This window comes from Erwinia tracheiphila (assembly GCF_021365465.1).
Taxonomy (GTDB): Bacteria; Pseudomonadota; Gammaproteobacteria; order Enterobacterales; family Enterobacteriaceae; genus Erwinia; species Erwinia tracheiphila.
The window spans coordinates 719199-734890 of record NZ_CP089932.1; the positions used below are offsets into that span (position 1 = coordinate 719199).

Genomic DNA, 15692 nt, shown 5'->3' on the forward strand with positions numbered 1-15692 from the left:
AAAATGCCCTGATTTTAGGTTTTCTGTGTGTCTTATAACCGTTAAGCACCTGCAAGATATTGAGTGATCGCTAGCAGCGATGCTGAATAAAATTCATTGGCAGGAAAAAATATTTAACTGCCTGTAAAACATGTTTTTTATGAGATGACTGTCTCGGATGAAAAATCACTTTTCGTAAAAATAGAAAAAATCAAAAATAAAGTTTTTACCAATCGTTAGTGTATTTTTGATAGTTTTAGTTGATATTATGGTTTGGCCTTAATACGTCCCCTACAGCGTTTTTAAATTGCATGCTGGAGCATGTTTACGCAGTGACAATCAATTTTCCATCAGTATAAAGATTTTATTCATAAGATTTATGAAAGTTTTAATTTTACCTTTTCCGCTTACTCAAAACTTGCAGCTGTCCTTCTTATATATTGTTTAGTAAATGGAACCGACTCCGGGAGGAAGGAAGTGAATTGAACCCGTTGGGGCATTTATTTCTTATTGGAGTTTGAAATCTTTATCCTGAAGTTCAGTACGCATAATCCAGAGAAGTGAACGATTGAATTTAATATTTGCACCTGTGCTAGATTGTGTAGGAATTGATAAAAAATGTTATGGATACCGGGCTTATGAAGCAACGAAAGAACTCAGCGTTATGGCCTGTTAAAAAAAACCTGGTCAGTATCCTGGGATGCATAACAGGTTTATGGGCTATCGGAATTGTAGCGTTTTCGGTTTTCCCTGTGCCTTTTTCCGCGGTGATGGTAGAGCGTCAATTAGCAGCATGGTTTAGCGGAGATTTTAATTACGTCGTCCATTCGGATTGGGTAGGAATGGACAATATTGCCCCCTGGATGCCACTGGCGGTGATTGCCTCAGAAGATCAGAAATTCCCTGAACATTGGGGATTTGATGTAAAGGCTATCCAGACAGCATTAGATAACGATGATGGCAGGATGAGAGGGGCGTCCACGCTGTCACAACAGACGGCTAAAAACATGTTCCTATGGGACGGACGTAGCTGGATTCGTAAAGGTTTTGAAGCCGGCTTGACCGTCGGTATTGAGACGGCCTGGAGCAAAAGAAGAATCTTAACTGTTTATCTGAATATAGCGGAGTTTGGTGAAGGCGTATTCGGCGTAGAGGCAGCCTCCCGGCGCTATTTTCACAAACCAGCCAGCCGTATGACGATGTCAGAGGCCGCATTACTGGCTGCTGTGCTGCCAAATCCTGTTCGTTTCAGGGCAGATGCGCCTTCTCGCTATATTCTTCAACGACAGCAGTGGATCCTGCGGCAGATGCACCAGCTGGGTGGCGAGAGCTTTCTGAGGGACCATAAGTTGCTTTAATTAGATATGGCCAGGACGAGACATTGTCCTGGTTACAAAAAAGTTAATCCTCGTCGAAACCGGCATTAAACAATTCAATTACGGCAGTTAGCGCTTTTTCTTCTTCAAGGCCTGTTGCTTCAATTTCGATATGTCCACCTTTAGCCGAGTCCAACATCAGTAGTGCAATAACGCTGCTGGCTTCTGCCTCTGTGCCGCTTTCATTACGTAATAACACCTCTGCCTCAAAGTTTTGAACCAGTTCAAAAAGTTTCATTGCAGGGCGCGCATGCATACCTAGCTTATTTTTAATTTCAACGGTTTGTCTGACTGTCATGATTTGCGCTTTTCCAGAGTGCGGTGGCGGGATTGTACGTTTTTACCCCGCGTACGAAAGTAGTCGGCGAGTTGTTCTGCAACGTATACTGAACGATGTTTTCCTCCCGTGCAGCCAATAGCAACAGTAAGATAACTGCGATTATTGGTTTCCAGCATGGGTAACCATAACTCAAGATAACTGCGTGTCTGATAGATAAAGTTGTGCACTTCCGTATGGCGATCCAGAAATGCAGTCACTGGCCGATCAAGACCAGTCATGGGACGTAGCTTAGGGTCCCAGTGTGGGTTTGGAAGAAAACGAACATCAAAAACGTAATCAGCATCAATCGGGATACCGTGTTTAAAGCCAAATGACTCGAAAACCATTGTTAATTCACGTTCGCGCTTGCCAAGCAGGCGGCTACGTAACATTTCAGCCAGTTCATGAACTGACATTTCCGACGTATCAACAATCAAATCTGCTCTGTAGCGCAGAGGTTCGAGCAGATCGTTTTCCTCATCAATAGCGCTTTCAAGAGACAGGTTTTTGCTGGAAAGAGGATGTAACCGACGAGTGTCACTGTATCGGCGAATCAGCGTATTGCGATCAGCATCCAGAAAAAGTAACTGTGGAGAAAAACTTTCGGGCAAATTGGTCAGCGCTTTTTCGAAGATTTCAGGTGATTCCGGCATATTACGTACGTCAATGCTAACGGCCGCAGATATATTACGTTCGACCAACGAATTTGCCAGTTCGGGCAGCAGCACGACGGGCAGGTTATCAACGCAATAGAAGCCCATATCTTCCAGTGCCCGTAACGCCACGGACTTGCCAGAACCGGATCGACCACTGACGATCATCAGCACCATGACTTGTTCTCCTGATTAGCGACTATACATTGCTTCCCTGGTGAGTCATTACAACTTAGCGTTTTTAGCTGCCAGATGACACCGGGGTGTGTCGCTTAACTTAACAATCGTTTAAAAATAACCTGATTGCCCCCATTTTTATCATGCTCAGGCCATTTCTCGCTGCTTTTTCTGAGCATATTGCTTCTCTTCCGCCTGGAAAGGCTGCAACGGCTAAGGGCTATGCAGGGGTTGTACCTGATGATCTGAACAGTGGACAACCATTCAGCGAGAACCTATTCAAGCACATTTAATATCCAAAAGCAGTGTTTCAAGACGCGGCGTTTTTTGTACCGGGTTGTAGCGCCCGCCATGACAGGCTTTGTTATTCCCTACGAAAGAAATGGCTGCCTCTGTTATTTTTATTCTTCAGATAAGTATGAAAGGTGTTTCATGCACATCTTTTGATGGCAGGTCAGTTTTTGGGTTCCGGGTTTACAGATGTCGCAGGCCCAGTTGTAGCATATGACACCGTTCAGGCAGAAATTGAAGGTAATCCCGTGTCATTCGTCGTCAGGTTCACTACGTGAGCGAACCTGCCTGGCTTTCTCGGGTTTTTTGCGTCTCTGCTAACGCTTTCGGCGCAAAAAAGTTATTGCCATCGTATGAAAAAATGTTTCAGTCAATAAGCAATTTTCCATGCAGAATTTGACGTATTCAGTTGCAGATCGCGTTTATTACACCCGTTTTTAATTATCGTTTTAAACGCTCATACATCGTTTCAAGCAGCCAAATTTTTCCAGGCAGTCCTGAGAGCAGTATCCAGAAATATGCCAGTCGTGGCACATTAATGCGATGGGACCAGCATGTCAGGTTGTAGCGCGGGAGAAACCAGCATCCACTTCTCTTCAGCGAAATCACAACAGGACAAATAAAGTAGACTTTTCTGTGGCTGATATATGTGCTGAGGTGTGCGAGAAATAATTACCATCGCACCCTAATGGCTCTCGTCAGGACTTTCTGCCATGATTTCGAAAAGTTCTTCATCACTCTGCGCCGCACGTAGGCGACGGCAAACCGTTTTATCGGCAAGACGTTTAGCAACAAGCGACAAGGTGTGTAAGTGTGTTTTGCATTGATCTGCAGGTACCAGAAGTGCAAAAAGCAAATCAACCGGTTGATTGTCAATGGCATCGAAAGCGACGGGCTGATCGAGTCGGATAAAAACTCCGACCGCGCGCAGCGTATCTTCAACCAACTTGCCGTGTGGAATGGCGATACCGTTTCCGATACCTGTACTGCCCATACGCTCACGGGTCAGGATAGCGTCGAAAATAGTTTGATGTGGCAGATTAAGTTGTTTCGCAGCCAGTTCGCTGATGATTTCCAGCGCCCGCTTCTTGCTTTGGCAATGGACGTCATTTCGGGTGCATGAGAGGCTCAGGATCGAACTCAATTCAAGTGTTAATTCATTGTTCATCATAGTTTCACTTACGTATTTATCTTCGCCTGACAAACTGGCTGATTTGCGTGCCTGATACACCTTTCCAGCCATCGATAAACGTCTCATGCCCTATTGATTAAAGGCTCGTACTTCTTGTTAAAGTACGAGCCGACTATCTTACATCACGTTCTTATTAAATAAGGGTGATTGAAAAATATTCAATTGCAGAGTGATGTTTAATGCTGCTTTAGTTTGTCTTTATGTTTGTTCAGCTGCCGCGTCAGCTTATCAATCAGGCCATCAATCGCTGCATACATGTCTTTCTCTTCTGAAGTGGCATGCAACTCACCCGCGTTTACATGCAGTGTTGCATCGGCAATTTGCGTTACCTTTTCCACCTTGAGAACAATATACACTTGATTGATCCGGTCAAAATATTGCTCCAGCTTGGCAAATTTTGCCGTTACAAATTCCCTTAATGGTTCAGTGATTTCTACATTCTGTCCGGTAATATTGAGTTGCATACGCTTTTCCTTATCTGTTCGTTCAGACCAGCTGTTTACGTTGGTTTGATGGCGGGATGGATAAAGATTCTCGATACTTCGCGACAGTGCGCCGTGCCACCATAATTCCCTGTTCGGAGAGGAGAGTGGTGAGCTTACTATCACTTAGTGGTTTAGCGGGATTTTCCGCCGAGATTAACTTTCTCACCAGTGCACGGATAGCTGTTGAGGATGCTTCGCCTCCGCCTTCCGTATTCACATGGCTGGAGAAAAAATATTTCAGTTCAAAAATCCCCCGCGGGCTGTGCAGATATTTCTGCGTAGTCACACGGGAGATGGTGGATTCATGCATATCGACTGCTTCAGCAATATCAGCAAGTACCATTGGCCGCATAAATTCTTCTCCCTGTTCAAAGAAGGCCTGCTGCTGATCGACAATGCAGCGGGTAACTTTCAACAGCGTGTCATTTCGACTTTCCAGGCTTTTAATAAGCCATTTTGCTTCCTGCAAATTGCTGCGAATGAACTGGCTGTCGTTATCGTTACGGCCCGGACCGCCCAGAGATGCATAATGTTGATTAATTTTTATTCGTGGAACACTGTCGTTGTTCAGTTCAACTGCCCAGCGCGTAGCGATTTTTCGCACCAGTACATCGGGAATCACATATTCAGGCTCGCTGGTGTTAATTGACTGTCCGGGACGTGGATCCAGTGACTGAATCAGCTGCATGGCGTTTTTAAGTACATCTTCTTTGAGCCGGGTAACACGCATCAGGGTGCGGAAATCGTGATTTGCCAGCAAATCCAGATGTTCGCTGACTATCAGGCATGCCTCTTTAAGAAAAGGCAGTTCTGGTGAGAATTGTGAAAGCTGAACCATAAGACAATCACGCAGATCGCGCGCGCAAACACCAATCGGATCGAAACGCTGCACCCGTTTGAGGACGGCTTCCACTTCTTCTATCGTCAGCTCTTCATTGCCAAGACTTTCCAAAATGTCTTCAAGTGGCACTGTCAGATAACCGGTATCATCGACGGCATCCACAATAGAAGTGGCAATAGCACGATCAGTATCAGTAAAGGGCGTCAGATCCATCTGCCATGTCAGGTAATCCTGCAATGACTGAGTGGTTTCACCCTGATAAACCGGAAGCTCATCATCATGATAATCAGTGCCAGTTCCTGAAGGGGTGCCAGCCGTGTAAATTTCATCCCACGTAGCATCGAGCGGCAGTTCTTCTGGCATGTCCTTTTGTTCGAGAGCTTCACGCGTATCCAGCTCTTCTTTTTCCTGATACTCCCGAGAATCGACTTCCTCATGTATCTCGGTTTGTTCAAGCAATGGATTGCTTTCCAGGGCCTGCTGAATTTCCTGCGCTAGTTCCAGCGTAGAGAGTTGCAACAAACGAATAGCCTGTTGCAGTTGTGGCGTCATGGCAAGCTGTTGACTAAGCCTGAGTTGCAAACCTTGCTTCATATTCAGAATACGGATTCCTCAAAAATCTAATTAAATTCACGCCTTATCACAGCCTGAACTCTTCGCCCAGGTAGACGCGTTTAACTTGTTCATCTTCCAGAATTTGTTCTGGCGAGCCGTGGGCAATTAAATGCCCCTGGCTGACAATATAGGCGCGTTCGCAAACGGCAAGCGTTTCACGCACATTGTGGTCAGTTATCAACACGCCAAGCCCACTATTACGCAGGTGTTCGATGATCTTTTTAATATCAATTACCGAAATGGGGTCGACGCCAGCAAAAGGCTCATCCAGCAGGATAAACTTTGGATTAGCAGCCAGTGCCCTGGCTATCTCAACGCGGCGGCGCTCACCGCCCGACAAAGCTTGTCCCAGGCTGTTACGCAAATGGTTGATATGAAACTCTTCCATCAACTCATTAGCACGATCCTCACGCTGCTCTGGTGTTAAATCGTCGCGAATTTGTAAAACGGCCATGAGATTGTCAAACACGCTCAGGCGGCGGAATATCGATGCTTCCTGTGGCAGATAACCAATCCCCCTGCGGGCCCGCGCATGTAAGGGCAGAATGCTGATATCTTCGTCATCAATAATAATGCGACCGGCATCGCGGTGTACAATCCCGACAACCATATAAAAAGTGGTGGTTTTACCCGCGCCGTTTGGTCCGAGCAGACCAACAATTTCCCCGGATTTGACCTGCAAGCTGACATCTTCGACTACACGTCGACCTTTGTAAGCTTTGGCCAGGTTTTCTGCAATTAAAGTCGCCATAGCTAATCAGTTACTCTCTTTTGGGGTCGGTTGACTGAGTGGTGCCTTTGTCTTGTAACTGCGATGGAACCAGGACAGTAGTAACACGTTTACCGGTGTTACCATAAGCTTGCATCTTCTGCTCTTTCACTAGGTAGGTGATCCGATCGCCTTTTACGTTGCTATCTAATTGCTCAAGATAAGCGTTTCCTGTCAGCTCGACAAAATCTGTGGCCAGTTCATAGTGCATTTTCAGTGCGTGGCCTTTGACAGGCTTTCCGTTATCCTGCATTTGATAAAAAGTAGCAGGATTACCATAAGCATCAACGATGGTTTTTTTGCTGTCGCCGCCGGGGCGAGTGACCACAACTTTATCGGCCGTGATCTTGATTGAACCCTGAGTCACGATAACATTGCCGGTAAATGTTGCCACATTACCTTGCATATCGAGTGCCTGGTTTTCGGAATCCACATTCACTGGCTTATCAGAATCGCCAGTCAGCGCGAGAGCGGGCATGCTGGCAGCGAACAGCACTCCGAGTGTCAAAAACTTAAGGATGTTTAGTATTTTGAATTTCATAAGAGGTTTTGACCTTTTCAATCAACTCGGCAGTTTTATTCCGTAAATTCCCGCGCATTTTCATGCCGGTAGAGTTAAAGCTGATGCCATACAGGGTTACCTGATCTTCTGAGGTTACATCCTGAGTGACAAGATTTACTGCGGCATTGTCGGTTTTAATTCGTTGTAACTGAGCATCCTGAGTCAGACTATTAACCTCTGCATGACCATACAAATACAGCATGCGGTCGTTAGTCAATTTCGCTTTGTCAGCCCGGACTGACCAGGTGGGGATTTGATTTTCGTCATAGGTTGTCATAATGGGGTTATCAAACCAGCTCACCGCATCAACCGAAAAATAAGTCACTTTGTCAGAAACAAGTTTGTAGTTCAGTGCCCCCTGTGGGTTATAGACCAGCGTGTTCGAGGTTTGGCTGGTATAGGTTGGCTCCTGACCGTTTACGGTCGTGGGTGCAGCGCCATTATCGGTATCGGCCAGATTCCAGCCGATCAGCACGATAGCCACAAGGGCCAGCAACAGCGTAATCCAACGCCTTGTTTTACTCATACAGACTGCCCTTTGGCCTCATCAAACTTATCCTGTGCGATCAGGAGTAGATCGCAAATTTCGCGTACCGCACCACGTCCGCCTGCAATTCGGGTAACATAATTAGCTCGAGGGATAAGCACAGGATGGGCGTCGGCCACCGTTACGCTCAATCCTACTTGCGCCATCACTGGCCAGTCGATCAAATCGTCACCAATATATGCTACTTGTTCAGGTTGAAGCGACAGTTTATCCAGAAGTTCACGGAAGGCCAGAATCTTATCAGGCTGGTCCTGATAAAGATGCGAAATTCCCAGCGTTGTACAACGATCTTCCAGCAGTTTGGCCTTGCGACCAGTAATAATAGCGACTTCCACGTCCGAGGTCAGCAGGCAGCGTATGCCGTAGCCATCGCGAACGTTAAAGGCCTTGAGCTCCTCACCGTTATTACCCTGATAAATCACCCCGTCGGACATGACTCCGTCAACATCGCAAATTAGCAGTTTGATCTTTTTTGCGCGGTTCATCACCTCCAGGCTTACTTTGCCATAGCAGGTTTCTGTCCAGTTCACGACTGTGCTCATGACTTTTATTCCTTGTTAAACCACACCAGCACGCAACATGTCATGCATATGCACGACGCCGAGCAGCACATCGCCGTCTGCCACCATGAGGGCGGTGATATTACGATTTTGCATCAGATTCAAGGCGTCAACGGCTAATGTGTTTGGTCGTACACGCACGCCACCGGGCGTCATTACGCTGGCAATACAGGCCTGCTGAATATCAATGCCCATATCAAAAACGCGACGCAGGTCACCATCGGTGAAGATACCCTCAATTTTCATCAGATCGTTACAGATAACTGTCATGCCCATATTTTTTCGGGTGATTTCCAGTAAGGCGTCCCGTAGCAACGCATCATGGCTGACGTGGGGAATTTCGCTACCCTTGTGCATGATATCATTAACGGTGAGAAGCAGCTTACGGCCCAGTGCACCTCCAGGATGGGACAGAGCAAAATCTTCAGCGGTAAACCCCCGTGCTTTCAACAGCGCGACGGCCAGCGCATCGCCCATAACCAGCATAGCGGTTGTACTTGTGGTAGGTGCCAACCCTAATGGGCAGGCTTCCTGGGGAACCTTCACGCACAGGTGAATATCCGCCGCGCGCGCCATCGTACTCTCCGGGCGGCTGGTCATACAGATAAGTGAAACCTGTAAACGCTTTAGCACGGGAATGAGTGCTGAAATTTCCGAAGATTCTCCAGAGTTTGAAATGGCAATGACAATGTCGCAGGTACTTACCATTCCCAAATCGCCGTGGCTTGCTTCTGCGGGATGAACAAAAAAAGCAGGGGTGCCGGTGCTGGCAAAAGTTGCCGCCATTTTTTTACCAATATGTCCTGACTTGCCCATCCCCATGACGACCACCTTGCCTGTACAGCTGTATATTCGCTCGCAGGTTTCAGTGAAATCAGCATTGATGTATTGATCGAGCTGTTCCAAACCCTGGCGTTCTGTATACAGAACTTCTTTTCCTGCCTGTTGAAAGTCAAAACGGGATTCAGGAATGAACTCTGCCATAATTTTTAATCCTTTAACCAAAAGGTGGTAGAGGGTAACCAGTACAACATGGCAACCCAGGCAATAAAACCGATCAAAAACACAGCACCTGCAACCCGGCCAATACGGCGACTGCGTTGTAAGCAGATGATGGTGAACAGTGCGCTGATGCCAAGCATTATCCAATAATCACGAGCAAAAGCCTGCATATCAACAGTACCGGGGTGGACGAGTGCGGGTACGCCAAGAACGATGGCAATATTGTAAATGTTCGATCCAATCAAATTCCCAACAGCGATATCATCTTCGCCTTTCATCGCGCCAGCAAACACAGTGGCCAGCTCCGGTAAACTGGTGCCAACAGAAATAATCGTTAGTCCGATAACCAATTCACTGACGCCGAAGAAATCGGCAATCACTGTCGCGTTGTCAATGACCATGCGTGTGGACATTGGCAGAATAATCAGGGCAACGGCCAGCCACAAAAAAGCGACTGTATTGCCGACCTCATCATGAGGCAGCTCGGCGAGTTGTTCGCGGGTAAGGACGTCATTATTATCACGTTCGGCCTTGCGGGCGATTTTGACAATAAAAGTCAGGTAAATGGCGGCAATGGCAATTAGGGCGAATCCATCATTACGGCTAAGGGCATTATCAAATAACATCACACCACACAGAAGTGTGACCAGTAACATGAGTGGAAGTTCGCGGCGGATTAAATTTGAGTGGATGGTCAAAGGATGCAGTAGGGCAGCGCCTCCGAGGATGAGAAGAATATTAGTAATGTTCGAACCTATTGCTGTACCGACAGCAATATCCATTTGTCCATGGGTTGATGCTGAAAAAGAGATGATCAGTTCAGGAAGTGATGTGCCTATGCCTACTACAGTCATGCCAATAATCAACGGTGGGATAGATAGCCTGCGACAAAGAATGGCAGCACTAAAAACCAGACGATCCGCACCATATACCAGCAGGACTAAACCGATAATGAGTAGTGCAGTTGCTACCAGCATGTCATGTCCTTTAATTCGGGTAAATTCGTTGTCTGGCCTGGCGCGATAAGTAAGGCAGGGGCACAAAATGATGCACTGATTTTGACGATCCAAAAGCAAAAAGTAAAACCTATGTCAATTTTAGCTACGTCACAGAGGTAAGTTTCTATAAAAGTGTCCGGCACTGGTGGATATGCGGTAACATTGAAAACATTATGAGCCTGAAAAAGACGACAGGAGAGAGCGATGGGCCAGACGGCGATGAATTTGGTAGATGTTCGCGGGGTGAGCTTTATTCGTGGTAATCGGCAGATTTTCGATAATATTTCGCTCACGGTGCCCAAAGGGAAGGTGACGGCTATCATGGGGCCTTCAGGCATTGGTAAGACCACCTTGCTGCGTTTAATTGGTGGTCAATTGCGGCCTGATAGTGGAGAGATTTGGTTTAACGGTGAAAATATTCCTCGTCTGTCGCGTGCCCGGCTGTACGAGGTAAGGAAAAAGATGAGCATGCTTTTTCAGTCTGGTGCCTTATTTACAGACCTTAACGTCTTTGATAACGTCGCCTGGCCACTGCGTGAGCATACACAGCTGCCAACTGAGCTGTTACACAGTACCGTGATGATGAAACTTGAGGCTGTTGGCCTGCGTGGTGCTGCACAACTAAAGCCTTCAGAGCTATCCGGTGGAATGGCACGTCGGGCGGCGCTGGCCAGAGCCATCGCTCTGGAGCCGGATTTAATTATGTTCGATGAACCTTTTGTCGGACAGGACCCTATCACGATGGGTGTTTTGGTGAAGCTAATTGATGAGCTTAATCATTCCCTTGGTATGACCTGCATCGTGGTTTCTCATGATGTGCCGGAAGTGTTGAGCATCGCTGATTATGCTTACATCATTGCCGGACAGAAGATTATCGCGCATGGAACGTCAGAAGCACTGCGTGATAACAAAGATACAAGGGTGCGTCAGTTTATTGATGGTATTGCAGACGGCCCCGTGCCGTTTCGTTATCCCGCAGGAGATTATCTGCGGGATTTAATCGGTTCAGGGAGTTAATTGACGGATGTTTTTACGATCGCTTGCATCGACAGGACGCAAAGGAATTAATACCTGTGCTTCTTTTGGTCGGGCTGGACTTATGCTTTTTCACGCGTTGGTTGGGGTTCCTCGTTTTCGTAAACATGCGCCCTTACTGGTGAAACAGCTCTACAGCATTGGCGTACTGTCGTTGCTGATTATTGTTGTTTCTGGCCTGTTTATTGGCATGGTGCTGGGGTTGCAGGGGTACCTTGTGTTGAACACGTATGGGGCTGAAAGTAGCCTCGGCATGTTGGTCGCTCTGTCATTATTGCGTGAGCTTGGGCCGGTAGTGACTGCTCTACTGTTTGCTGGCAGGGCGGGTTCGGCATTGACGGCTGAAATCGGTCTGATGAAGGCAACACAGCAACTTTCCAGTATGGAAATGATGGCGGTTGACCCGCTCAGGAGAATCATTTCACCGCGCTTTTGGGCAGGGCTTATCAGTATGCCGTTGCTGACCTTGATTTTTGTTGCGGTAGGAATAATTGGAGGGGCGATTGTGGGTGTCAGCTGGAAGGGGATTGACACAGGCTTCTTCTGGTCAGCTATGCAAAATGCGGTTGACGTCCGTACTGATATTGTCAACTGTGTCATTAAAAGCGCGGTATTCGCTGTCACAGTAAGCTGGATTGCACTTTTTAATGGCTATGATGCGATTCCAACTTCGGAGGGCATTAGCAGAGCCACCACGCGCACGGTGGTGCATGCTTCTCTTGCGATTCTTGGTTTAGATTTTGTGCTGACGGCACTGATGTTTGGGAACTGATTTAATGCAAACGAAAAAAAGCGAAATTTTGGTAGGTGCATTTTTATTGCTGGCGCTGGCTGCTGCGTTGTTTTTGTGCCTGCGTGTGGCTGACCTGAAATCATTGGGTAGCGAGCCGACATGGCGATTGTATGCCACTTTTAACAATATCGGAGGCCTGAAAATTGGCTCTCCAGTTAAAATCGGTGGGGTGGTGATTGGCCGGGTCACCAATATCGGTCTGGATAGTAAAACCTATTCTCCGCGTATTACGATGAATATCAACGATAAATATAAGCAGTTGCCAGATACCAGCTCATTGGCAATCAGAACATCCGGCTTGCTTGGAGAACAATTTCTGGCATTGAACGTAGGTTTTGACGACCCTGAAATGGGAACTTCTATGCTTAAGGATGGTAGCACATTGCAGGATACTAAATCAGCAATGGTGCTGGAAGACCTTATTGGTCAGTTTATTTACAAGAGCGGCAACACTAATAACGATAAAAATGCGTCGGCAGCAGCGGAGGACGCGAACGGGAAATCTGCGCCGACTGCAACGGTACATTCAGATGAGGGCAAATGATGTTTAAACGTTTCTTAATGGTAGCAATGCTGATTATTGCACCGGCGGCGGCTCACGCGACAGTTGATCAGACAAACCCCTACAAGCTAATGAATGAGGCGGCAGAAAAAACCTTTACCCGCCTTAAAAATGAGCAGCCAAAGATTAAGCAAACCCCTGATTATCTGCGCCAAATAGTTCGTGAGGAATTGCTGCCGTACGTACAAATCAAGTATGCAGGTGCGTTGGTACTTGGGCGCTACTATCGGGAAGCAACCCCCGCGCAACGCGAGGCCTATTTTAGCGCTTTTGGCGACTATCTTGCTCAGGCATACGGTCAGGCGCTGGCGCTTTATAACGGCCAGAGCTATCAAATTGCCCCCGAACAGCCGTATGCTGATGCCAGTATCATCGCTATTCGTGTGACAGTAATCGATCCAAATGGTCGGCCTCCCGTGCGTGTCGACTTCCAGTGGCGTAAAAACACCCGGACTGGCGACTGGCAGGCCTACGATATGGTTGCTGAAGGTGTAAGCATCATTACGACTAAACAGAACGAATGGAGTGATGTGCTGCGCCAAAAAGGAGTTGATGGTTTGACTCAGTTGCTTAAATCTTACGCCAATCGACCTATCAGGTTGGACAAAAAGCTAAAATGAGCGAGCAACTTAACTGGCATTTAGAGGGTGACCAACTGTTTTTGTCTGGAAAACTGGAGCAACAGACGCTTATAGCGCTATGGCAACAGCGTGAAATTATTATGACGCAGGTCAGCATTATCAATGTCTCTGCGCTTGAAAGAGTTGATACGGCGGGGCTGGCATTGCTTGTTCATCTACGACAAATTGCGCTGGATAAGGGATTAAAGCTTTGCTTCACTGGCATTACGGAAAAGCTTCGTACGCTGATTTTGCTCTATAATCTTCCGCAAATTATCACATCGCACTCCTGATAAATGTGTTTATCTCTTTAAAAAAACCTCTGCGTTGGCAGAGGTTTTTTTTGCTTGTTTAAGATAGCTCCACTTTCCACTAAGATGTGTGTCTTGTTAATCCTTTAGTGAATTCTGAAGCGTTATGGAAACCAGTGAAATTCAATCCGTGCTAATGAGTGCATTACCTTTGCAGGAAGTCCACGTAACTGGCGATGGCAGCCACTTTCAGGTGGTCGCAGTTGGCGAGTTATTCGGTGAACTCAGCCGCGTGAAGAAACAACAAACGGTGTATGCTCCGCTTATGGCTTACATTGCGGATAACCGTATTCACGCTGTATCCATCAAAACTTATACCCCTGATGAATGGGAGCGTGACCGCAAGCTAAATGGGTTTTAATGTCCACCGCGCGTGCGGGGGACAGAAAATGTATGTTTGATGAAAGAGAACTGTTGCAATGGATAAATTTTGTGTGCAGGGGCCAACCCGCTTAAGCGGGGAAATAACAATTTCTGGCGCTAAAAATGCGGCGCTGCCGATCCTGTTCGCTGCGCTGCTGGCATCCGATCCTGTCGAGATCCAAAATGTCCCAAAACTGAAGGACATTGATACCACCATGAAACTACTCGCTCAACTGGGTGTGAAAGTGGAGCGCAATGGTTCAGTGCATCTGGACACCAGTGAGGTCAATATTTACTGTGCGCCTTATGAGCTTGTGAAAACTATGCGAGCTTCCATTTGGGCACTTGGTCCTCTGGTGGCACGTTTCGGGCAGGGGCAGGTTTCTTTGCCTGGGGGGTGTGCTATCGGTGCCCGTCCGGTTGATTTGCATATCACCGGTCTTGAACAGCTGGGTGCTGAAATCAAGCTCGAAGAAGGCTACGTTAAGGCGTCAGTGAATGGACGTCTGAAAGGAGCACATATCGTTATGGATAAGGTCAGCGTTGGCGCGACCGTTACCATTATGAGTGCAGCCACTTTGGCCACAGGTACGACCGTAATTGAAAATGCCGCGCGTGAGCCGGAAATTGTTGATACAGCCAATTTTCTCAACGCCATTGGTGCAAAAATCAGCGGCGCGGGCAGAGATCGTATAACTATTGAAGGCGTCGAGCGTTTAGGGGGAGGTGTTTACCGTGTCCTGCCGGATCGCATTGAAACGGGAACCTTCCTGATTGCAGCGGCAATATCGGGAGGAAAAGTTGTTTGCAGGTCCACTCAACCCGACATATTGGATGCCGTGCTGGCAAAGCTGCGTGAAGCCGGAGCGGATATTGAGCTGGGGCCAGACTGGATTAGCCTTGATATGCATGGCAAACGCCCTAAAGCAGTTAATTTCCGTACTGCTCCCCACCCAGGTTTCCCTACCGATATGCAGGCGCAGTTCAGTCTGCTGAACCTGATTGCTGAAGGTACTGGTGTGATCACCGAAACGATCTTCGAAAACCGTTTTATGCATGTGCCTGAGTTAATTCGCATGGGGGCACATGCCGAGCTGGAAAGTAATACCGCTATTTGTCATGGCGTTGAAAAACTTTCTGGAGCACAAGTTATGGCTACCGATCTGCGAGCGTCAGCCAGCCTTGTGCTAGCTGGATGTATTGCTCATGGTACTACCATTGTCGACCGTATCTATCATATTGATCGTGGCTATGAGCATATTGAAGATAAACTAAAGGCGCTGGGAGCCAATATTGAGCGAGTAAGCGGAGAAGAATAAACATTGCATTGAAATTAAGGCCGGTAGCTACCATTACACTACCGGCCTTTTTTCATGTTCTGATTAATCTTTTACGATCTATCAGGTTCTGGTTTACTGGATCGTAATAACGGCTCGGCCAGATTTCAGCTGGGTGAATCATTAATGCTTCAGCAATAAGCCATTCTCCTTTTGGCCAGGGGCGAAATAACGCATTCGCCAGGGTTGAGGAACTCAACCCCGCTTCTCGGGACAGTGCCGCCAGAGTGGTGCCCTGTTTGCGCAAACCTGCAATGATGTCAGCATTATGCCAATCTTTTTTCTTCTGTAGCATTTATTCGTCC

Annotated in this window: 20 protein-coding genes; 8 read left to right on the forward strand and 12 right to left on the reverse strand. The window is 47.2% G+C overall.

Annotated elements, in window-relative coordinates:
• Nucleotides 1-617 precede the first annotated feature (617 nt).
• Nucleotides 618-1337 carry a monofunctional biosynthetic peptidoglycan transglycosylase gene (gene mtgA / locus LU633_RS03715; protein ID WP_016190576.1) on the forward strand — a complete coding sequence of 240 codons (720 nt, stop codon included), beginning with the start codon at nucleotides 618-620 and terminating at the stop codon, nucleotides 1335-1337.
• Between the two features lie 43 nt (nucleotides 1338-1380).
• Here the strand turns inward: mtgA and npr are convergent, their stop codons facing one another.
• The 11 genes from npr to LU633_RS03770 all read right to left on the reverse strand — a co-directional run bounded on the left by npr (nucleotide 1381) and on the right by LU633_RS03770 (nucleotide 10345).
• Nucleotides 1381-1653, reverse strand: a complete 273-nt coding sequence (npr, locus tag LU633_RS03720) for a PTS phosphocarrier protein NPr (protein WP_016190575.1) — start codon at nucleotides 1651-1653, stop codon at nucleotides 1381-1383.
• Complete coding sequence (rapZ, locus tag LU633_RS03725) at nucleotides 1650-2504, reverse strand: RNase adapter RapZ (RefSeq protein WP_016190574.1); 855 nt, start codon at nucleotides 2502-2504, stop codon at nucleotides 1650-1652. The genes npr and rapZ overlap by 4 nt, the downstream gene beginning before the upstream one ends.
• A 976-nt stretch (nucleotides 2505-3480) precedes the next feature.
• Nucleotides 3481-3966 carry a PTS IIA-like nitrogen regulatory protein PtsN gene (ptsN, locus tag LU633_RS03730; RefSeq protein WP_016190573.1) on the reverse strand — a complete coding sequence of 162 codons (486 nt, stop codon included), beginning with the start codon at nucleotides 3964-3966 and terminating at the stop codon, nucleotides 3481-3483.
• A gap of 197 nt (nucleotides 3967-4163) precedes the next feature.
• Complete coding sequence (gene hpf / locus LU633_RS03735) at nucleotides 4164-4451, reverse strand: ribosome hibernation promoting factor (RefSeq protein ID WP_016190572.1); 288 nt, start codon at nucleotides 4449-4451, stop codon at nucleotides 4164-4166.
• A gap of 22 nt (nucleotides 4452-4473) precedes the next feature.
• Nucleotides 4474-5907, reverse strand: coding sequence for an RNA polymerase factor sigma-54 (gene rpoN, locus LU633_RS03740; protein WP_016190571.1), 1434 nt, complete (start codon nucleotides 5905-5907; stop codon nucleotides 4474-4476).
• Between the two features lie 46 nt (nucleotides 5908-5953).
• Nucleotides 5954-6679: an LPS export ABC transporter ATP-binding protein gene (gene lptB, locus LU633_RS03745; protein ID WP_016190570.1), complete on the reverse strand. Its 726-nt coding sequence runs from the start codon at nucleotides 6677-6679 to the stop codon at nucleotides 5954-5956.
• Between the two features lie 10 nt (nucleotides 6680-6689).
• Nucleotides 6690-7238, reverse strand: a complete 549-nt coding sequence (gene lptA, locus LU633_RS03750) for a lipopolysaccharide ABC transporter substrate-binding protein LptA (protein ID WP_016190569.1) — start codon at nucleotides 7236-7238, stop codon at nucleotides 6690-6692.
• Complete coding sequence (gene lptC, locus LU633_RS03755) at nucleotides 7210-7785, reverse strand: LPS export ABC transporter periplasmic protein LptC (protein WP_016190568.1); 576 nt, start codon at nucleotides 7783-7785, stop codon at nucleotides 7210-7212. The genes lptA and lptC overlap by 29 nt, the downstream gene beginning before the upstream one ends.
• Nucleotides 7782-8348, reverse strand: a complete 567-nt coding sequence (gene kdsC / locus LU633_RS03760) for a 3-deoxy-manno-octulosonate-8-phosphatase KdsC (protein WP_016190567.1) — start codon at nucleotides 8346-8348, stop codon at nucleotides 7782-7784. The genes lptC and kdsC overlap by 4 nt, the downstream gene beginning before the upstream one ends.
• Before the next feature lie 15 nt (nucleotides 8349-8363).
• On the reverse strand, nucleotides 8364-9350 hold the full coding sequence (gene kdsD / locus LU633_RS03765; protein ID WP_016190566.1) for an arabinose-5-phosphate isomerase KdsD: 987 nt from the start codon (nucleotides 9348-9350) through the stop codon (nucleotides 8364-8366).
• A 5-nt stretch (nucleotides 9351-9355) separates the two neighbouring features.
• Nucleotides 9356-10345, reverse strand: a complete 990-nt coding sequence (locus LU633_RS03770) for a calcium/sodium antiporter (protein ID WP_016190565.1) — start codon at nucleotides 10343-10345, stop codon at nucleotides 9356-9358.
• Nucleotides 10346-10570: 225 nt separating this feature from the next.
• Between LU633_RS03770 and mlaF the strand changes: the two genes are divergently transcribed.
• The 7 genes from mlaF to murA all read left to right on the forward strand — a co-directional run bounded on the left by mlaF (nucleotide 10571) and on the right by murA (nucleotide 15369).
• The gene (gene mlaF, locus LU633_RS03775; protein WP_016190564.1) at nucleotides 10571-11383 is read left to right on the forward strand and encodes a phospholipid ABC transporter ATP-binding protein MlaF; all 813 of its coding nucleotides are present in this window, start codon (nucleotides 10571-10573) and stop codon (nucleotides 11381-11383) included.
• A gap of 7 nt (nucleotides 11384-11390) precedes the next feature.
• Nucleotides 11391-12173, forward strand: coding sequence for a lipid asymmetry maintenance ABC transporter permease subunit MlaE (mlaE, locus tag LU633_RS03780; protein WP_016190563.1), 783 nt, complete (start codon nucleotides 11391-11393; stop codon nucleotides 12171-12173).
• Nucleotides 12174-12177: 4 nt separating this feature from the next.
• Nucleotides 12178-12738 carry an outer membrane lipid asymmetry maintenance protein MlaD gene (gene mlaD / locus LU633_RS03785; protein ID WP_040465444.1) on the forward strand — a complete coding sequence of 187 codons (561 nt, stop codon included), beginning with the start codon at nucleotides 12178-12180 and terminating at the stop codon, nucleotides 12736-12738.
• Nucleotides 12738-13376, forward strand: a complete 639-nt coding sequence (mlaC, locus tag LU633_RS03790; RefSeq protein WP_016190561.1) for a phospholipid-binding protein MlaC — start codon at nucleotides 12738-12740, stop codon at nucleotides 13374-13376. Before mlaD ends, mlaC begins: the two co-directional genes overlap by 1 nt.
• On the forward strand, nucleotides 13373-13669 hold the full coding sequence (mlaB, locus tag LU633_RS03795) for a lipid asymmetry maintenance protein MlaB (RefSeq protein ID WP_016190560.1): 297 nt from the start codon (nucleotides 13373-13375) through the stop codon (nucleotides 13667-13669). Before mlaC ends, mlaB begins: the two co-directional genes overlap by 4 nt.
• Nucleotides 13670-13793: 124 nt before the next feature.
• Nucleotides 13794-14048: a BolA family iron metabolism protein IbaG gene (gene ibaG, locus LU633_RS03800; RefSeq protein WP_016190559.1), complete on the forward strand. Its 255-nt coding sequence runs from the start codon at nucleotides 13794-13796 to the stop codon at nucleotides 14046-14048.
• A 58-nt stretch (nucleotides 14049-14106) separates the two neighbouring features.
• Nucleotides 14107-15369: a UDP-N-acetylglucosamine 1-carboxyvinyltransferase gene (gene murA / locus LU633_RS03805; protein ID WP_016190558.1), complete on the forward strand. Its 1263-nt coding sequence runs from the start codon at nucleotides 14107-14109 to the stop codon at nucleotides 15367-15369.
• A gap of 52 nt (nucleotides 15370-15421) precedes the next feature.
• Here murA and LU633_RS03810 read toward each other — a convergent pair whose 3' ends face one another.
• Nucleotides 15422-15682 carry a helix-turn-helix domain-containing protein gene (locus LU633_RS03810; RefSeq protein WP_016190557.1) on the reverse strand — a complete coding sequence of 87 codons (261 nt, stop codon included), beginning with the start codon at nucleotides 15680-15682 and terminating at the stop codon, nucleotides 15422-15424.
• Nucleotides 15683-15692: the final 10 nt, after the last annotated feature.